The 15,210-nt window shown below is 69.8% G+C and carries 13 protein-coding genes and 1 tRNA gene; 10 read left to right on the forward strand and 4 right to left on the reverse strand.

All coding sequences use genetic code 11. The annotated features are described in order from the left end of the window. Window positions 1-16 precede the first annotated feature (16 nt). From DPQ23_RS06440 to DPQ23_RS06465, 6 genes are all read left to right on the forward strand, one after another. Window positions 17-1,162 (forward strand): ABC transporter substrate-binding protein, encoded by a 1,146-nt coding sequence (locus tag DPQ23_RS06440; protein ID WP_112874106.1) that lies wholly within the window; start codon window positions 17-19, stop codon window positions 1,160-1,162. 76 nt (window positions 1,163-1,238) lie between these two features. Then, the gene (locus DPQ23_RS06445) at window positions 1,239-2,111 is read left to right on the forward strand and encodes a branched-chain amino acid ABC transporter permease (protein WP_112873886.1); all 873 of its coding nucleotides are present in this window, start codon (window positions 1,239-1,241) and stop codon (window positions 2,109-2,111) included. A gap of 2 nt (window positions 2,112-2,113) precedes the next feature. Then, complete coding sequence (locus DPQ23_RS06450; RefSeq protein ID WP_112873887.1) at window positions 2,114-3,070, forward strand: branched-chain amino acid ABC transporter permease; 957 nt, start codon at window positions 2,114-2,116, stop codon at window positions 3,068-3,070. Then, window positions 3,067-3,840, forward strand: coding sequence for an ABC transporter ATP-binding protein (locus tag DPQ23_RS06455; protein WP_112873888.1), 774 nt, complete (start codon window positions 3,067-3,069; stop codon window positions 3,838-3,840). Before DPQ23_RS06450 ends, DPQ23_RS06455 begins: the two co-directional genes overlap by 4 nt. Continuing rightward, entirely contained in the window at window positions 3,827-4,528 is a 702-nt protein-coding gene (locus tag DPQ23_RS06460) for an ABC transporter ATP-binding protein (RefSeq protein WP_112873889.1), read from the forward strand. The genes DPQ23_RS06455 and DPQ23_RS06460 overlap by 14 nt, the downstream gene beginning before the upstream one ends. Before the next feature lie 2 nt (window positions 4,529-4,530). Beyond that, a complete protein-coding gene (locus tag DPQ23_RS06465) occupies window positions 4,531-6,525 on the forward strand; it encodes a 3-hydroxyacyl-CoA dehydrogenase NAD-binding domain-containing protein (protein WP_112873890.1) in 1,995 nt (664 codons plus the stop codon). A gap of 49 nt (window positions 6,526-6,574) precedes the next feature. On the opposite strand, the gene DPQ23_RS06470 is transcribed toward DPQ23_RS06465, so the two are convergent. Beyond that, on the reverse strand, window positions 6,575-7,630 hold the full coding sequence (locus DPQ23_RS06470) for a flagellar motor switch protein FliG (RefSeq protein ID WP_240602535.1): 1,056 nt from the start codon (window positions 7,628-7,630) through the stop codon (window positions 6,575-6,577). 57 nt (window positions 7,631-7,687) lie between these two features. Further along, entirely contained in the window at window positions 7,688-8,995 is a 1,308-nt protein-coding gene (gene purB / locus DPQ23_RS06475; RefSeq protein WP_112873891.1) for an adenylosuccinate lyase, read from the reverse strand. Window positions 8,996-9,124: 129 nt separating this feature from the next. Between purB and DPQ23_RS06480 the strand changes: the two genes are divergently transcribed. Beyond that, window positions 9,125-9,916, forward strand: a complete 792-nt coding sequence (locus tag DPQ23_RS06480) for a heme-dependent oxidative N-demethylase family protein (protein ID WP_112873892.1) — start codon at window positions 9,125-9,127, stop codon at window positions 9,914-9,916. A 75-nt stretch (window positions 9,917-9,991) separates the two neighbouring features. On the opposite strand, the gene glnA is transcribed toward DPQ23_RS06480, so the two are convergent. After that, a complete protein-coding gene (gene glnA, locus DPQ23_RS06485) occupies window positions 9,992-11,398 on the reverse strand; it encodes a type I glutamate--ammonia ligase (protein WP_112873893.1) in 1,407 nt (468 codons plus the stop codon). A 45-nt stretch (window positions 11,399-11,443) separates the two neighbouring features. Further along, a complete protein-coding gene (locus tag DPQ23_RS06490; protein ID WP_112873894.1) occupies window positions 11,444-11,782 on the reverse strand; it encodes a P-II family nitrogen regulator in 339 nt (112 codons plus the stop codon). A 156-nt stretch (window positions 11,783-11,938) separates the two neighbouring features. On the opposite strand from DPQ23_RS06490, the gene DPQ23_RS06495 reads away from it, so the two are divergent. The 3 genes from DPQ23_RS06495 (at window position 11,939) to tig (ending at window position 15,186) form a co-directional block, all read left to right on the forward strand. Then, complete coding sequence (locus DPQ23_RS06495) at window positions 11,939-13,660, forward strand: NAD(P)H-hydrate epimerase (RefSeq protein WP_112873895.1); 1,722 nt, start codon at window positions 11,939-11,941, stop codon at window positions 13,658-13,660. Between the two features lie 83 nt (window positions 13,661-13,743). Then, window positions 13,744-13,828, forward strand: a tRNA-Leu gene (locus DPQ23_RS06500). 23 nt (window positions 13,829-13,851) lie between these two features. Further along, window positions 13,852-15,186 (forward strand): trigger factor, encoded by a 1,335-nt coding sequence (gene tig / locus DPQ23_RS06505; protein WP_112873896.1) that lies wholly within the window; start codon window positions 13,852-13,854, stop codon window positions 15,184-15,186. The last annotated feature ends 24 nt before the right edge of the window (window positions 15,187-15,210 follow it).

The following is a 15,210-nucleotide window of genomic DNA, read 5'->3' on the forward strand; positions in this document are numbered from 1 at the left end:
CGGGGAGGAGAAGACCATGCAGAAGACCCTGACCACCACCGCCCTTGGCCTGCTGGCCGTGCTGGGCCTGTCGGGCGCGGCCACAGCCGACATCGTGCTGGGCGCCAGCGTGTCGGCCACCGGCCCGGCCGCGTTCCTGGGCGATCCCGAGGCCAAGACGCTGGAGATGATGGTCGAGGCCCTGAACGCCAAGGGCGGCATCAACGGCGAGCAGGTCAAGCTGGTCCTGTACGACGACGGCGGCGACCCCAACAAGGCGCGCACCTTCGCCACGCGGCTGGTCGAGGACGACGAGGCCGTCGCGATCATCGGCGGCTCGACCACGGGCACGTCGATGTCGATCCTGGACGTGACCGAGGACGCCGAGGTGCCGTTCATCTCGCTGGCCGGCGCCATCGACATCATCGACCCGGTCAAGCCCTACACCTTCAAGACGCCCCACACCGACCGCATGGCCTGCCAGAAGATCTTCGAGGACATGCAGAAGCGCGGCTTTACCAAGATCGGCATGATCTCGGGCACCGACGGATTCGGCGCGTCCATGCAGGCCCAGTGCAAGGCCGTCGCGGGCGATCACGGCATCGAGATCGTGGCCGACGAGACCTATGACCCCAAGGACGCCGACATGACGGCGCAACTGACCAAGATCAAGAACGCCGAGGGCGTGCAGGCGGTGCTGAACCCCGGCTTCGGCCAGGGCCCCTCGATCGTGACGCGCAACTTCAGGCAGCTGGCCATCGACCTGCCGCTGTATCAGTCCCACGGCGTCGCCTCGGACGGGTTCATCGAGCTGGCGGGGGCGGATGCCGCCGAAGGCGTGCGCCTGCCGGGCACGGCGCTGCTGGTGGCCGATCTTCTGCCCGAGGGCGACCCGCAAAAGCCTGTCGTCACCGCCTACAAGACCGAGTTCGAGGCCAAGACCGGCACGTCGGTCGGCACCTTCGGCGGCTATGCCCATGACGCGTTCCTGATCCTGACCGACGCCATCACCCGCGCCGGGTCCGCCGAGCCTGCGGCCATCCGCGACGCCATCGAGCAGACCAAGGGCCTGGCCGGCACCACCGGCATCTACACCTTCTCGCCCGAGGATCACCTTGGCCTCGACCTCTCGGCATTCCGCATGCTCGAGATCAAGGGCGGGACATGGACGCTCGTCGAGTGACGGACTGAACGCGCGCCTCCGTCCCGCGGGGGGCGGGGGCGCGCATCCTTTCCCCACGTCACACGCCGGAGCGACCATGTCGGAACTTCTCCAATTCCTTTTCTCGGGGCTGACGGTCGGTGCGGTCTATGCGCTGGTCGCCCTGGGCTTCACGATCATCTACAACGCCTCGGACGTGGTGAACTTTGCCCAGGGCGAGTTCGTCATGCTGGGGGGCATGATCACCTGGTTCGCCCATGCCCAGGGGCTGCCGCTGCCGCTGGCGGCGCTGATCGCGATCGCGGTGACGGCGCTGCTGGGCGTCGCCATGAACAAGCTGATGATCGAGCCGGCCCGCGGCGCGCCCGTCGTGTCGCTGATCATCATCACCATCGGCGCGTCGATCTTCATCCAGGGCGGCACGCAGCTGATCTTCGGCAAGGAGATCCACAGCTTCCCCGCCTTTTCGGGCGACGAGCCGCTGCGGATCGGAGGCGCGACGATCCTGCCGCAAAGCCTGTGGGTGATCGCCGGGGCCCTGGTGGTCTATGTGGCGCTGTGGCTGTTCTTCACCCGCACGCTGCTGGGGCGCGCGGTGCTGGCCACCGCCAACAACCGCCTTGCGGCGCAGCTGGTGGGCATCAACACCAGCTTCGTGATGACGCTGTCCTTTGCGCTGTCGGCCGCCATCGGCGCGCTGGGGGGCATGCTGGCCGCGCCGATCACGCTGACGGCCTACAACGTCGGCATCGGCTTTGCGCTCAAGGGGTTTGCCGGGGCGATGCTGGGCGGCATGGGCAGTCCCAAGGGGGCGCTGACCGGCGGGTTCCTGATCGGGCTGATCGAGGCGCTGACCGCGGGCTATGTGTCGTCGCAGTACAAGGACGCCGCCGCCTTCGTGGTGATCCTGCTGGTGCTGTTCTTCATGCCGCAGGGCCTGTTCGGCCGCAAATCCACGGATCGGGTGTGACCATGCGACTGACGCCCAAAGCCGCAACCCTGCTGGTGCTGGCCCTTCTGGTGGCCCTCACCCCGTTCTTCTTCCCCTCGGGCTATTACTACCGGGTGGGCGCGCTGCTCTTTGTCAACGGCATCGCAGTGACCGGGATCGTGATCCTGACCGGCTATGCCGGGCAGATCAGCCTGGGCCACGCGGGCTTTTCCGGGATCGGCGCCTATGCCTGCGCGCTGGCGCCGACGCACCTGGGCCTGCATCCGGCGCTGGCCATCGTGCTGGGCGCGGCGCTGTCGGCGGTGCTGGCCTATCTGGTGGGCCGGCCGATCCTGCGCCTCAAGGGCTATTACCTGGGGGTCGCCACGCTGGGCTTCGGCATCCTGGTGTCGATGGTGCTCAACAACGAACGCGACCTGACCAACGGGCCCGACGGCATCGACGTGCCCGACCTGGGGCTGCGGGCGCTGCTGGAAACCTGGGGGCTGGACCTGACCAACGGGCAGTTCTGGTATTTCTTCTGCGGCCTGTCCCTGATCCTGGGCGCGTGGCTGGCGCTGAACCTGTACGACAGCCCCACCGGGCGCGCCCTGCGGGCGCTGCACGGGTCCGAGGTCGCCGCCCGCACCGTCGGCGTCGATGTCGCGCGGCTCAAGCTGCAGGCCTTCGTGATCTCGGCGGTCTATGCGTCGGTCGCGGGATCGCTGCTGGCCCTGCAGAACAAGTTCATCACGCCGGACGTCGCGGGCTTCATGCACTCGATCGAGATGGTGACGATGGCGGTGCTGGGCGGCGTGGGCTCGGTGCTGGGCGCAATCCTGGGCGCGGGCATCCTGACGCTGCTGCCGCAGGTGCTGACCGTGTTCGCCGAATACGAGCAGATGGTGCTGGGTCTGGTGATGGTGCTGGTCATGATCTTCCTGCGCGAGGGGCTGCTGCCCTCGATCTTCAAGGCGATCCGGGGGAAGGGCGAATGAGCGATCTTCTGTCCGTCGAGGGGCTGGGCATCGCCTTCGGCGGCATCAAGGCCGTCAACGATGTCAGCTTCCGCGTCCGCGCGGGCGAGATCGTGTCGGTCATCGGTCCCAACGGGGCGGGCAAGACCACGCTGTTCAACATGATCTCGGGCGTCTATCTGCCCGGATCGGGCCGCGTTGTCCTGAACGGCGAGGACGTGACCGGCATGGCGCCGCATCTTCTGGCGCGCCGCGGCCTCAGCCGGACGTTCCAGAACCTGCAGATCTTCCAGTCGATGACGGTGCTGGAAAACGCCGTCACCGGCTATCACCTGCAGGAACGCGGCCCGGTGCTGGCCGACCTGCTGGGCCTGCCGTCGTCGCGCAGGCGCGCGCGGACCGCCGATGCCGGCGCCCGCAGGCTGCTGGCGCGCGTGGGGCTGGACCGCGCGGCCGAGCGCGAGGCCGGGAACCTGTCCTATGGCTCGCTCAAGCGGCTGGAGATCGCGCGCGCGCTGGCGCTGAACCCCAAGGTCCTGCTGCTGGACGAACCGGCCGCGGGCTGCAACGCCGTCGAGACCGAGGAGATCGACCACCTGATCGCCGAGGTCGCCGCCGCGGGCGTCGCGATCCTGCTGGTCGAGCATGACATGAAGATGGTCATGCGCATTTCCAACCACATCGTCGTGCTGGACCACGGCGAGAAGATCGCCGAGGGCAATCCCGCCGCAGTCAGTCAGAACCCGGCGGTGATCGCCGCCTATCTGGGGGCCGAAAATGCTGACGGTTGAGGGGCTGCGCTCGCGCTATGGGCGCATCGAGGTGCTGCACGGCATCGACCTGCAGGTCCAGTCCGGCGAGATCGTCACCGTGGTGGGGGCGAACGGCGCGGGCAAGACCACGCTGTTGCGGTGCCTCTCGGGCGTGCAGCCGGTCACCGGGGGCACGATCACCTTCCGGGGCGAGCCGCTGGTGTCGGTGCCGGCCTACAAGCGGCTGCGGCTGGGCCTTGCCCAGTCGCCCGAGGGGCGGCAGATCTTCACCAGCCTGACGGTCGAGGAGAACCTGCGCCTCGGCGCGTTCCTGTTCAGCGACGAGCGGGTGGACCGGGACATGGAGGATGCCTTCCAGATGTTCCCCATCCTCAAGCAAAAGCGCAACCTGGCGGCCGGCGGCCTGTCGGGCGGGCAGCAGCAGATGCTGGCCATGGCGCGCGCGCTGATGGGACGGCCGACCTGCCTGCTGCTGGACGAGCCGTCGATGGGGCTGGCCCCGATCATCGTCAGCCAGATCTTCGACGTGGTGAAGAACCTCAAGGCGCTGAGCGTGACCGTGCTGCTGGTCGAGCAGAACGCCTTCGGCGCGCTGAAGATCGCCGACCGCGGCTATGTCATGGAAACCGGCCGCATCATCATGGCGGGGGCCGCGGACGAGCTGATCGCCGACCCGCGCATCCGCGAAGCCTATCTGGGGATCTGATCATGACCGGCACCACGGCCGATACCGCGCCCGCGGCTGCGCGCCCCGTCGTCGCCATCGACCGCCACGGCGACATCGCGGTCGTCACGGTGGACAACCCGCCCGTGAACGCGCTGGGCCAGGCGCTGCGGCAGGGGCTGTGGGACGCGGTGGGAACCCTCGACGCCGACCCGCGGGTGCGCGCCGTGGTTCTGGTCTGCGCCGGGCGCACCTTCATCGCCGGGGCCGACGTGACCGAGTTCGGCAAGCCCCCGGTTCCGCCGCATCTGCCCGACGTGGTCGCCCGGATCGAAGGCGCGGCCAAGCCCTGGATCGCGGCCATCCACGGCTCGGCCCTGGGCGGCGGGCTGGAGGTCGCGATGGGCTGCCGGTTCCGGGTGGCGGCCCCTGACGCCGCGCTGGGCCTGCCCGAAGTGACGCTGGGCATCGTTCCGGGCGCCGGCGGCACGGTGCGGACCCCGCGCCTGACCGGCGTCGAGGCTGCGGTCGATCTGGTCACCACGGGCAAGCCCGTGCGGGCCCCCAGGGCCGCCGCGATGGGCCTGATCGACGCGGTGGTCGAGGGCGATCTGGTCGAGGCCGCGATCGCCTTTGCGCGCGAGGCCCTGACCCGGCCGCTGCCGCCCCCGGTCTGCCAGCGCCCCGTCGCCGCCCCCGACGCGTCCTTCTGGACCGAGCAGGAGCGGCGCATCGCCAAGGCCGCCAAGGGCGCCGTCGCCCCGCTGCGGGCGCTGGCCTGCCTGCGCCGCGCTGCCGAGGCGTCGTTCGACGCGGCGCTGGCGTTCGAGCGCGAGACGTTCCTGGACCTGCGCGGGTCGGACCAGGCGGCCGCCCTGCGCGCGGTGTTCTTCGCCGAACGCGCGGCCCCGCGCCCGGCGCATCTGCGCGACGTGGCGCCGCTGCCTTTGCGCCGGGTGGGCGTCGTGGGCGGCGGCACCATGGGCGCGGGCATCGCCGCCGCGTTGCGCGATGCGGGCCTGCCGGTCGTCCTGATCGAGCGTGACGATGCGGCCGTGGCGCGCGGCCTCGCCAACCTGACCGCCCTCTTTGACGGCAGCGTCAGGCGCGGCCGGCTGACCCCGGCCCAGGCCGAGGCCCGCCTGGCCGGCGTGACCGCCACGACCGACTACGCCGCGCTGGCCGACGCCGACCTGGTGATCGAGGCGGTGTTCGAGGAGATCGGCGTCAAGCGCGCCGTCTTTGCCGACCTGGGCCGGGTCTGCCGGGCCGATGCGGTGCTGGCGACCAACACCTCGTACCTGGACCCGCGGCTTGTGGCCGAGGGGCTGCCGCATCCCGGCCGCTTCATCGGGCTGCATTTCTTCAGCCCGGCCAACGTGATGACGCTGCTGGAGATCGTGCCCACCCCGGACACCGCGCCCGAGACGCTGGCCACCGGCTTTGCGCTGGCCCGCGCGCTGAACAAGATCCCCGTGCAGGCGGGCATCTGCGAGGGCTTCATCGGCAACCGGATCCTGAAGCGGTATCGCGCCGCGGCCGAGGCGCTGGTCCGCCGTGGCGTCCCCATCGCCGAGATCGACGCCGCCATGCGCGGCCATGGCATGGCGATGGGTCCGTTCGAGGCGCAGGACCTGGGCGGGCTGGACATCGCGTTCCTGCAGCGCGAGGGCGCGCGCCAAGCGGGGCAGGACGTGCCCGAGACGCTGGGCGACATCCTGGTGCGCGCGGGCCGCAAGGGGCAGAAGACCGGCGGCGGCTGGTACGACTATCAACCGGGCGACCGCCGGCCCCAGCCGTCACAGGCCGTGACGGACCTGCTGGCAGGTCAGATCGCGCCCGGCGCGGCGATGGACCGCGCCGCGATCGCCGATCATCTCGTCGCCGAAATGGCCGCCGAGGGCGAGGCGATCCTGTCCGAGGGCATTGCGCGCGCACCCTCGGACATCGACCTGGTCGAGATCCACGGCTACGGCTTTCCGCGCTGGCGGGGCGGGCCGATGTTTGCCGCCGCCCGGCGCGCGGCCGTCGCGGGCTGACCGCCGGACCACGCCCCCGCGCGCGGGGGCGAACGGGCGCGGCAGGCCGTCAGGCGGTTGCGGCGGATTCGTCCTCCTCGGCCTCGACGATCAGGAACAGCTCGCCCGCAGCCTCCATCCGGCGGATCGCGGCCACGACGTCGTTCATGGCGTCCTCGGCGTCCTTGGCGGACAGCTTGCCCAGTCCCGCCATCTCCTCTCGCAGGCTTTCGGCCAGGCGTGAGCTGAGCCCCGCCAGCAGGAAGTCCACCGTCGCGGCGTTGTCCCCGCGTGAGCCCGCCATCGCGCGCGCGACCGTCACGCCGTCCACCTCGCGCAGGATGCGGGGGATGTCGCGCGGGTCGATGCGGCGGGGGATGTTGGCCCAGGTGAAGATCGCCTTGCGGACAAGACCGGCGAACGCCGCGTCGTCCTGGTCGAGCCCGGCCAGCACCGTGTCGCGGGTCGCGGCCGGGGCAAAGTTCAGGATCGCGCCCACCTTTTCGACCGGCTGCGCGTCGATGGCCGGCTGCGGCAGGGCATCCAGCGCGCGCATCAGCGCCAGCCCGATGCGGCGCAGGGCCGGGGCCTCGATCCCGCCCGTCTGCGACATGGCGAACGCGATCCGCCGCGCCAGATCAGGGTCGAGCAGCGCGAACACCTCGGACGCGCGCGCGACCGGAAGGCGCGAGAACATCACCGCCGCGATCTCGACCGCCTCGGACCGGGCCAGCCCGGCCAGTTGCGGCGGCGGCAGCGCGGCGATGCGGTCCCAGGGGTCGCCCGAGCCGTTCAGCGCCGCCATCCGGCGCAGGCGGTTGGTCGTGTCGGGCGACAGATGCGCGCCCAGGAAATCCAGCGTCCCGTCGATGGACCGCGGGAACGTGACGCCCACGCGCTCCAGATGGTCGCAGAACTCGGTCAGCACCGCGTCGCAGGTCGCCCGATCAACGACCTGCATCAGCGCCATTTCCTGCGCGAGCAGGGCCTGCATCTCTGCGGGCAGGGACGACAGGTCCAGCTCGGCCCCTTCGGTCAACAGCAACCGCACCACCACTGCCGCCTTTTGCCGAGGGGTCAGCCCCGGACCCGCCATGAACATGACCGCCCCCGAATCGACCGCCATACGGTCGCCTTGGGGTGCAGTATCGCGCCGGCCCCCTAACGAACCGTGAACACCGGATCAGCTTTCGCCGAAGACCCGGCGGAAGATCGTGTCCACGTGCCGGGTGTGATAGGCCAGATCGAACTTCTCCTCGATCTCGGCGGGGGACAGGGCGGCCGTGACCTCGGGGTCGGCCAGCAGTTCCTCGCGGAAATCCTTGCCCTGTTCCCAGACCTTCATCGCGTTGCGCTGGACCAGCCGGTAAGCATCCTCGCGCGACACGCCCGCCTGCGTCAGCGCCAGCAGGACCCGCTGGGACATGACCAATCCCTTGAACTTGTTCATGTTCGCCAGCATCCTGTCGGGATAGACGACCAGCTTGTCGATGACCCCGGCCAGCCGGTTCAGCGCGAAATCCAGCGTGATCGTCGCATCCGGCCCGATCGCGCGCTCGACGCTGGAATGGCTGATGTCGCGCTCGTGCCACAGCGCGACGTTCTCCATCGCCGGGATCACGGCCATGCGGACCAGGCGCGCAAGGCCGGTCAGGTTCTCGGTCAGGACGGGGTTGCGCTTGTGGGGCATGGCTGACGACCCCTTCTGGCCGGGCGAGAAATACTCCTCGGCCTCCAGCACCTCGGTCCGCTGCATGTGGCGGATCTCGATGGCCACGTTCTCGATGGAACTGGCGATCACGCCCAGCGTGGCGAAGAACATCGCGTGGCGGTCGCGGGGGATGACCTGCGTGGAAATCGGCTCGGGCCGCAGGCCCAGCTTTGCGCAGACGTGTTCCTCGACGGCGGGGTCAATGTTGGCGAAGGTGCCGACGGCGCCCGAGATGGCGCCGGTCGCCACCTCCTCGCGCGCCCGCTCCAGCCGCTCGCGGCCGCGCGCCATCTCGGCGTAGAACCGCGCGAAGGTCAGGCCCATCGTGGTCGGCTCGGCGTGGATGCCGTGGCTGCGGCCGATCCGCACCGTGTCCTTGTGCTCGAACGCGCGCCGCTTCAGCGCGGCCAGAACCTTGTCCATGTCGGCCAGCAGGATGTCGGCGGCGCGGACAAGCTGGACGTTCAGCGTCGTGTCCAGCACGTCCGAACTGGTCATGCCCTGATGGACAAAGCGCGCCTGATCGGCGCCCACATGCTCGGCCAGATGGGTCAGAAAGGCGATCACGTCGTGCTTCGTCACCGCCTCGATCTCGTCGATGCGGGCCACGTCGAACTGCACGTCCCTGGCGCGCCACACGGCCTCGGCATTCTCGCGCGGGATCACGCCAAGGTCGGCCTGGGCGTCGCAGGCGTGGGCCTCGATCTCGTACCAGATGCGGAACTTGGTCTCGGCCGACCAGAGGGCGACCATTTCGGGACGGGAATAGCGGGGGATCATGGGGGCCTCGGGCTGCGCGGGGGTTGCCGGGGTCTTAATCCGCCGCCGCACCGCGGCGCAACCGCTGCCGGGCGGATCGGCGCGCGGCGGGGGCTTGCCCGGACGCGCGTTCCGGGGGTGAATGCCGCCATGAGCGACATCCTGCAAACCCGCCTGGCCTTTGCGCCCTGGACCGACCCCCGCACCCGGCGTCTGCCCGGAACCATCCCCCTGACCGAGGACGACTGGCTGGTCGTCGACGACGCCTATCCCGCGCAGATGGCCGAGCGCGAGCGGCTGATCGACGCCAACCCGCAGGCGGTCCATGCGCTGGACCCGCGCGCCCGCCCGGCGGCGGACGAGCTTTACCGATGGGTCCTGCGCCTGCTGCCCCGGCACGGTCATGCTGTCGAGAAGGGGGGCCGCGTCCGCCGGCCCGACGGGGTCACGGTGGCGCTGGACCCGGCCCGGCCCCTGTTGACGCTCGGCCGCCTGTGCGCCGAGGATTTCTGCCTGATGCTGCCCGACAGCACAGCAGAGCACGTCCTGGGCGCGGCGATCCTGTGCTTTCCCGCCGGCTGGACCCTGGCCGAAAAGATCGGCCGCCCCCTGTCCGGCGTTCACCGGCCGGTCGCGATCTATACCGAGGATGTCGGCCGGCGCGTCCAGCGCCTGCTGGACGGGCTGCGGCCCGGCGTGGGCCTGATGCGCGGCACGGCGCATCATTCCAACGCGCCGCTGCACAACCCCCGGACCGAGGCGCAGGGGCGTGTCCCGGACGCCCCGCTGCCGTTCATCCGGGTCGAGCGGCAGTGCCTGTTCCGCCTGCCCGAAAGCGGCGCGGTCGTGTTCTCGATCCACACCGCCGTGGTCCGCCCCGAAAGCCTGACGCCCGATCAGGCGGCGGCGCTGGACGCATTCCCGATCCGCCGCGCGGCCTGATCGCGCCCGGGCGGCCCGGCACGCGAAAGGGGCGCCCCGCGCGGGACGCCCCCCTTGATCGTCGGCGCGGCTGCGTCAGCAGCTGTAATACATCGCATACTCGATCGGGTGGGGCGTATGCTCGTAGGCATAGACCTCTTCCCACTTCAGGCGGATGTAGGATTCAAGCTGGTCGCGGGTGAAGACGTCGCCCGCCAGCAGGAAGTCCATGTCCTTGTCCAGTTCCTCCAACGCCTCGCGCAGGGACCCGCAGACGGTCGGGATCTCGGCCAGCTCCTCGGGGGGCAGGTCGTAGAGGTCCTTGTCGGACGCGGGGCCGGGGTCGATCTTGTTGCGAATGCCGTCCAGCCCCGCCATCAGCAGCGCGGCAAAGGCCAGATAGGGGTTCGCGGCGGGATCGGGGAAGCGGGCCTCGACGCGCTTGGCCTTGGGCGATTCGGTCCACGGGATGCGCACCGCGCCCGAGCGGTTGCGCGCGGAATAGGCCCGCAGCACCGGCGCCTCGAAGCCCGGGATCAGCCGCTTGTAGCTGTTGGTGGACGGGTTGGTGATCGCGTTCAGCGCCTTGGCGTGCTTGAGGATGCCGCCGATGAACCACAGCGCCTCCTGGCTCAGGTCGGCGTACTTGTCGCCTGCGAACAGCGGCTTGCCGTTCTTCCAGATGGACATGTTGACGTGCATGCCGGACCCGTTGTCGCCCTTCATCGGCTTGGGCATGAAGGTCGCCGACTTGCCGTAGGCGTGCGCCACGTTGTGGATCACGTACTTGTATTTCTGGATGTTGTCGGCCTGCTCGACCAGCCCGCCGAAGATCATGCCCAGCTCGTGCTGGCCGCTGGCGACCTCGTGGTGGTGCTTGTCCACCCTGATGCCCATCCGCTTCATCGTGGACAGCATCTCGCCGCGCAGGTCCTGGCCTGCGTCGATGGGGTTCACGGGGAAATACCCGCCCTTGTGGGGCGCGCGGTGGGCGGTGTTGCCCATCTCGTATTCGGTGTCGGTGTTCCAGGCGGCATCGACGCCGTCCACCTGGAAGCTGACCTTCTGCGGCGTGACGGAATAGCGCACGTCGTCGAAGATGAAGAATTCGGCCTCGGGGCCGCAATAGAACGCATCGCCGATGCCGGTCGATTTCAGATAGGCCTCGGCCTTGACCGCGGTGCCGCGCGGGTCGCGGGAATAGGGCTCGCCGGTGTCCGGTTCGGCCACGTTGCAATGCAGGCACAGCGTCTTTTCGGCATAGAACGGGTCGATATAGGCGCTGGCGGGGTCGGCCATCAGCTTCATGTCGGACTGGTCGATCGACTTCCAGCCCGCGATCGAGCTGCCGTCGAACATGAAGCCTTCCTCGAACCACTCCTCGTCCACCAGGTCCGAAACCAGCGTCACGTGCTGCAGCTTGCCCTTGGGATCGGTGAAGCGGACGTCGACATAGGCGACCTCTTCCGACTTTATCAGATCCAGAACGTCATTCACCGTCATGCGTTTTCCTTCCTTCACGGCCACCCGGCCGGATACCTTGATGTCTCAGACCGCGTCTTCGCCGGTTTCGCCGGTGCGGATGCGGATCGCCTGCTCGACCGAACTGACAAAGATCTTGCCGTCGCCGATCTTGTCGGTGCGCGCGGCGCCGATGATCGCCTCGATGGCGGCGTCCACCATGTCGTCGGGCAGCACCATCTCGACCTTCACCTTGGGCAGGAAATCGACCACGTATTCCGCGCCGCGATACAGCTCGGTGTGCCCCTTCTGGCGGCCGAAGCCCTTGACCTCGGTCACGGAAAGCCCTTGCACGCCGACGTCCTGCAGCGCCTCTTTCACGTCGTCCAGCTTGAACGGCTTGATGATGGCTTCGACCTTTTTCATGCCCAGCAACTCCTGTCCGGCTTGCGTCGAGGTGGTGGTGGCGGGTTTGGTGGGCAGGGTAAATGCAGGGCCGCGGCAATGGCGCGCCCCGATCCCCAAAGGCTGTGAGAGTGCCCCATGACAAGGCAGCGTGCCCGGAAATCAGGCAGACCGGAAATGGGACAGGCCGAGGTGCTGACCACGGCCGAGATGCGCGCCATCGAGGCCGCCGCCATGGCCAGCGGCTCCGTCACGGGGCTGGAGCTGATGGAGCGGGCGGGCGCGGCCGTGGCCGGCGCGATCCGGCTGCGCTGGCCCAAGGGGGGCCGGGCGACGGTCCTGTGCGGGCCGGGCAACAACGGCGGCGACGGCTATGTCGTGGCGCGTCTGCTGCACGGGGCCGGCTGGCGGGTGCGGGTGCTGGGGATGGACAACGCCCCCGGCCCGGACGCGGCCGAGATGAGGCGTCGGTGGTCGGGGATGGGGGCGATCGCGCCGCTGACCGAGGACGCGCTGCGCCGGGGCGAGTCGGGCGACGTGTATGTGGACGCGATCTTCGGCACCGGCCTGACCCGCGGGCCCGAGGGCGAGATCGCCGCCATCCTCGCCTGCCTGGGCGGAAGCGGCGGCGACTGGGGCTTCTTTCGGGAACGGCTCGTGGCCGTGGATTGCCCGAGCGGGCTGTGCCTCGACAGCGGGTCCTTTGTCGGTGCGCCGCGCGGGCCGGGCGCGTACGACCTGCACGCCCGCCTGACCGTCGCCTTTGACAGTCCCAAGCCGGGCCACCTGCTAGGGCGCGGCCCCGAGTGCTGCGGCGAACTGGTGATCGCCGACATCGGGCTGCGCCCCTGGCGCGAGCGGAACCCTGAGGGACCCGGCCTTCGCCCCGCGCGGCTGGTCGCCGTCTCGCCCGCCTTCGACATCCTCGACAGCCGGCGCGGGCTGTTCGGGGCTGCGGCGGCCCGTCTCGACAAGGCGCGCGCGGGCGGCGGCAACAAGTTCACCCACGGTCACGCGCTGGTCGTCGCGGGCGCGTTCGGCCGCGGCGGCGCGGCCCGGCTGGCCGCGCGGGCGGCGCTGCGGGCGGGCGCGGGGCTGGTGACGCTCGCGCCCCCCGACTCGGCGCTGATCGAACACGCAGGCCCCCCGGACGCCCTGATGCGGCGCGCGGTGGACGATGCCGATGCGCTGGCGGCCCTGCTGGAGGACACGCGCATCACCGCCGTCGCGCTGGGTCCGGGCTGCGGCGTCGATCGGGCGGCGGCGCTGCTCGACCTGCTGCTCGCGGCAAGGCGCGCCTGTGTGCTGGACGCCGATGCGCTGACGGCGCTGGCGGGACGGGGCCCGACGGGGCTGCATGCGGCCTGCGTGCTGACCCCGCATCAGGGAGAATTCGCGCGGGTGTTCCCCGATCTGGCCGAGCGACTGGCCGGGCCGCGCTCACCAGTGATAGGGCGCTATGCCGATTTTGGCCGTTGGGCTGCCGAAGGCACGTTGCAGGAAAGCCTGGGTGCGCATCAGCGCGCATCCGAGGATTACCGCCGCGCTCTGCTCGACCAGCGCGGCCCCCTCTATTCTAGGGTCGATGCCGTGCGCGAGGCTGCCGCCCGCTGCGGCGCCGTGGTGCTGCTGAAAGGCCCCGACACGGTGATTGCCGCACCCGACGGCCAGGCGCGCATCCATTCGGCCTTCGATGTGCCCTGGCTTGCCACTGCGGGCGCGGGCGACGTGCTGGCCGGGATCATCGCCGGGCTGCTTGCCCGGGGCCTGCCGCCGCTTGAGGCTGCCGCGACCGGCGCGTTCCTTCACGCCGCGGCGGCGCGCCGCTTTGGTCCCGGGCTGATCGCGGACGACCTGCCCGACGCGTTGCCCGGCGTTTTCCGGGATCTGGGGCAATGATTCCCCTCGCGCGCCCCCGCCCGCTTTGCTAAGAGGTGCCGGATTTGCTGGCGGGTCGGCGCGACCCGCCCGGCTCGGGCATTGCGGGTGTGGCGAAACTGGCAGACGCACCAGATTTAGGTTCTGGCGCCGCAAGGCGTGGGGGTTCAAGTCCCTTCACCCGCACCACGACGTTTGACAAAGGAAGAAACATGCAGGTCACGGAAACCCTGAACGAAGGTCTCAAGCGCGGCTATCGCCTTACCCTGCCGGCGGCGGACCTGGCGGCCGAGGTGGATCGCCAGCTGGCCGAGGCCCAGCCGAACGTCGAGATGAAGGGCTTTCGCAAGGGCAAGGTGCCGATGGCCCTGATGAAGAAGACCTATGGCCCCCGCGTCATGGGCGACGCCATGCAGAAGTCGATCGACGACGCGCTGCGCGCCCACATGGAGGAGCACAAGGTCCGGCCGGCCATGCAGCCCCGGATCGAGATGCAGAACGGCGAGGGCTGGAAGGACGGCGACGATGTCGTCGTGGACGTCAGCTACGAGCTGCTGCCCGAGATCCCCGACACCGACCTGTCCAGCGTCGAGCTGGAGCGCCTGTCCGTCAAGGCCGACGACTCGGCCGTGGCCGAGGCGCTGGAGAACCTGGCCAGGAACGCCCAGACCTTTGACGACCGGGACGAGGGCGCGGCCGCCGAGTCCGGCGATCAGGTCGTCATCGACTTCAAGGGCATGGTGGACGGCGAGGCGTTCGAGGGCGGCACCGCCGAGGATTATCCGCTGGTGCTGGGCTCGGGCTCGTTCATCCCCGGCTTCGAGGACCAGCTGGTCGGCGCCAAGGCGGGCGACTCGGTGAACGTCACCGTGCGCTTTCCCGATGACTACGGCGCGCCCCACCTGAAGGGCAAGGAGGCCGTCTTTGAAACCACCGTCAAGGCGGTCAAGGCGCCCCGCGCGGCCGAGATCGACGACGCGCTGGCCAAGCGCTTCGGGGCCGACGACCTGGACGCGCTGAAGGCCCAGATCAGCGAGCGGCTGGAGGCGGAATACAAGGACGCCACCCGCGCCCTGATGAAGCGGTCCCTGCTGGACCGGCTGGACGAGATGGTCAGCTTTGACCTGCCGCCCTCGCTGGTCGAGGCCGAGGCCGCGCAGATCGCCCACCAGCTGTGGCACGAGGAGCACCCCGAGGAGCACGGCCACAACCACGGCACGATCGAGACGACCGAGGAGCATCGCAAGCTGGCCGAGCGCCGCGTGCGTCTGGGCCTGCTGCTGGCCGACGTCGGCCAGAAAGCCGAGATCACCGTCAGCGACCAGGAAATGACGCAGGCCGTCATGCGCCAGGCGCGCAACTTCCCCGGCCAGGAGCGCGCGTTCTTCGAGTTCATCCAGCAGAACCAGGCCGCCCAGCAGCAACTTCGCGCCCCGATCTTCGAGGACAAGGTCGTCGATCACATCATCGCCGGCGCCAAAGTCACCGAGCGCAGCGTGACGAAGGACGAGCTGGAAAAGGCGCTGGAGTCGCTGGACGAGGCCTGAGGGGTTCTCGTCTGTTGGACTGGA

It is taken from the genome of Paracoccus endophyticus, assembly GCF_003286075.1.
GTDB classification, from domain to species: domain Bacteria; phylum Pseudomonadota; class Alphaproteobacteria; order Rhodobacterales; family Rhodobacteraceae; genus Paracoccus; species Paracoccus endophyticus.

What these genes read in the sequence shown, in the direction of transcription:
- glnA (WP_112873893.1), bottom strand. Translation starts at nt 11,398, where the DNA reads ATGACGGTGAATGACGTTCTGGATCTGATAAAGTCGGAAGAGGTCGCC.
- DPQ23_RS06490 (WP_112873894.1), bottom strand. Translation starts at nt 11,782, where the DNA reads ATGAAAAAGGTCGAAGCCATCATCAAGCCGTTCAAGCTGGACGACGTG.
- DPQ23_RS06455 (WP_112873888.1), top strand. Translation starts at nt 3,067, where the DNA reads ATGAGCGATCTTCTGTCCGTCGAGGGGCTGGGCATCGCCTTCGGCGGC.
- DPQ23_RS06440 (WP_112874106.1), top strand. Translation starts at nt 17, where the DNA reads ATGCAGAAGACCCTGACCACCACCGCCCTTGGCCTGCTGGCCGTGCTG.
- DPQ23_RS06460 (WP_112873889.1), top strand. Translation starts at nt 3,827, where the DNA reads ATGCTGACGGTTGAGGGGCTGCGCTCGCGCTATGGGCGCATCGAGGTG.
- DPQ23_RS06480 (WP_112873892.1), top strand. Translation starts at nt 9,125, where the DNA reads ATGAGCGACATCCTGCAAACCCGCCTGGCCTTTGCGCCCTGGACCGAC.
- DPQ23_RS06450 (WP_112873887.1), top strand. Translation starts at nt 2,114, where the DNA reads ATGCGACTGACGCCCAAAGCCGCAACCCTGCTGGTGCTGGCCCTTCTG.
- DPQ23_RS06470 (WP_240602535.1), bottom strand. Translation starts at nt 7,630, where the DNA reads ATGGCGGTCGATTCGGGGGCGGTCATGTTCATGGCGGGTCCGGGGCTG.
- tig (WP_112873896.1), top strand. Translation starts at nt 13,852, where the DNA reads ATGCAGGTCACGGAAACCCTGAACGAAGGTCTCAAGCGCGGCTATCGC.
- purB (WP_112873891.1), bottom strand. Translation starts at nt 8,995, where the DNA reads ATGATCCCCCGCTATTCCCGTCCCGAAATGGTCGCCCTCTGGTCGGCC.
- DPQ23_RS06465 (WP_112873890.1), top strand. Translation starts at nt 4,531, where the DNA reads ATGACCGGCACCACGGCCGATACCGCGCCCGCGGCTGCGCGCCCCGTC.
- DPQ23_RS06495 (WP_112873895.1), top strand. Translation starts at nt 11,939, where the DNA reads ATGGGACAGGCCGAGGTGCTGACCACGGCCGAGATGCGCGCCATCGAG.
- DPQ23_RS06445 (WP_112873886.1), top strand. Translation starts at nt 1,239, where the DNA reads ATGTCGGAACTTCTCCAATTCCTTTTCTCGGGGCTGACGGTCGGTGCG.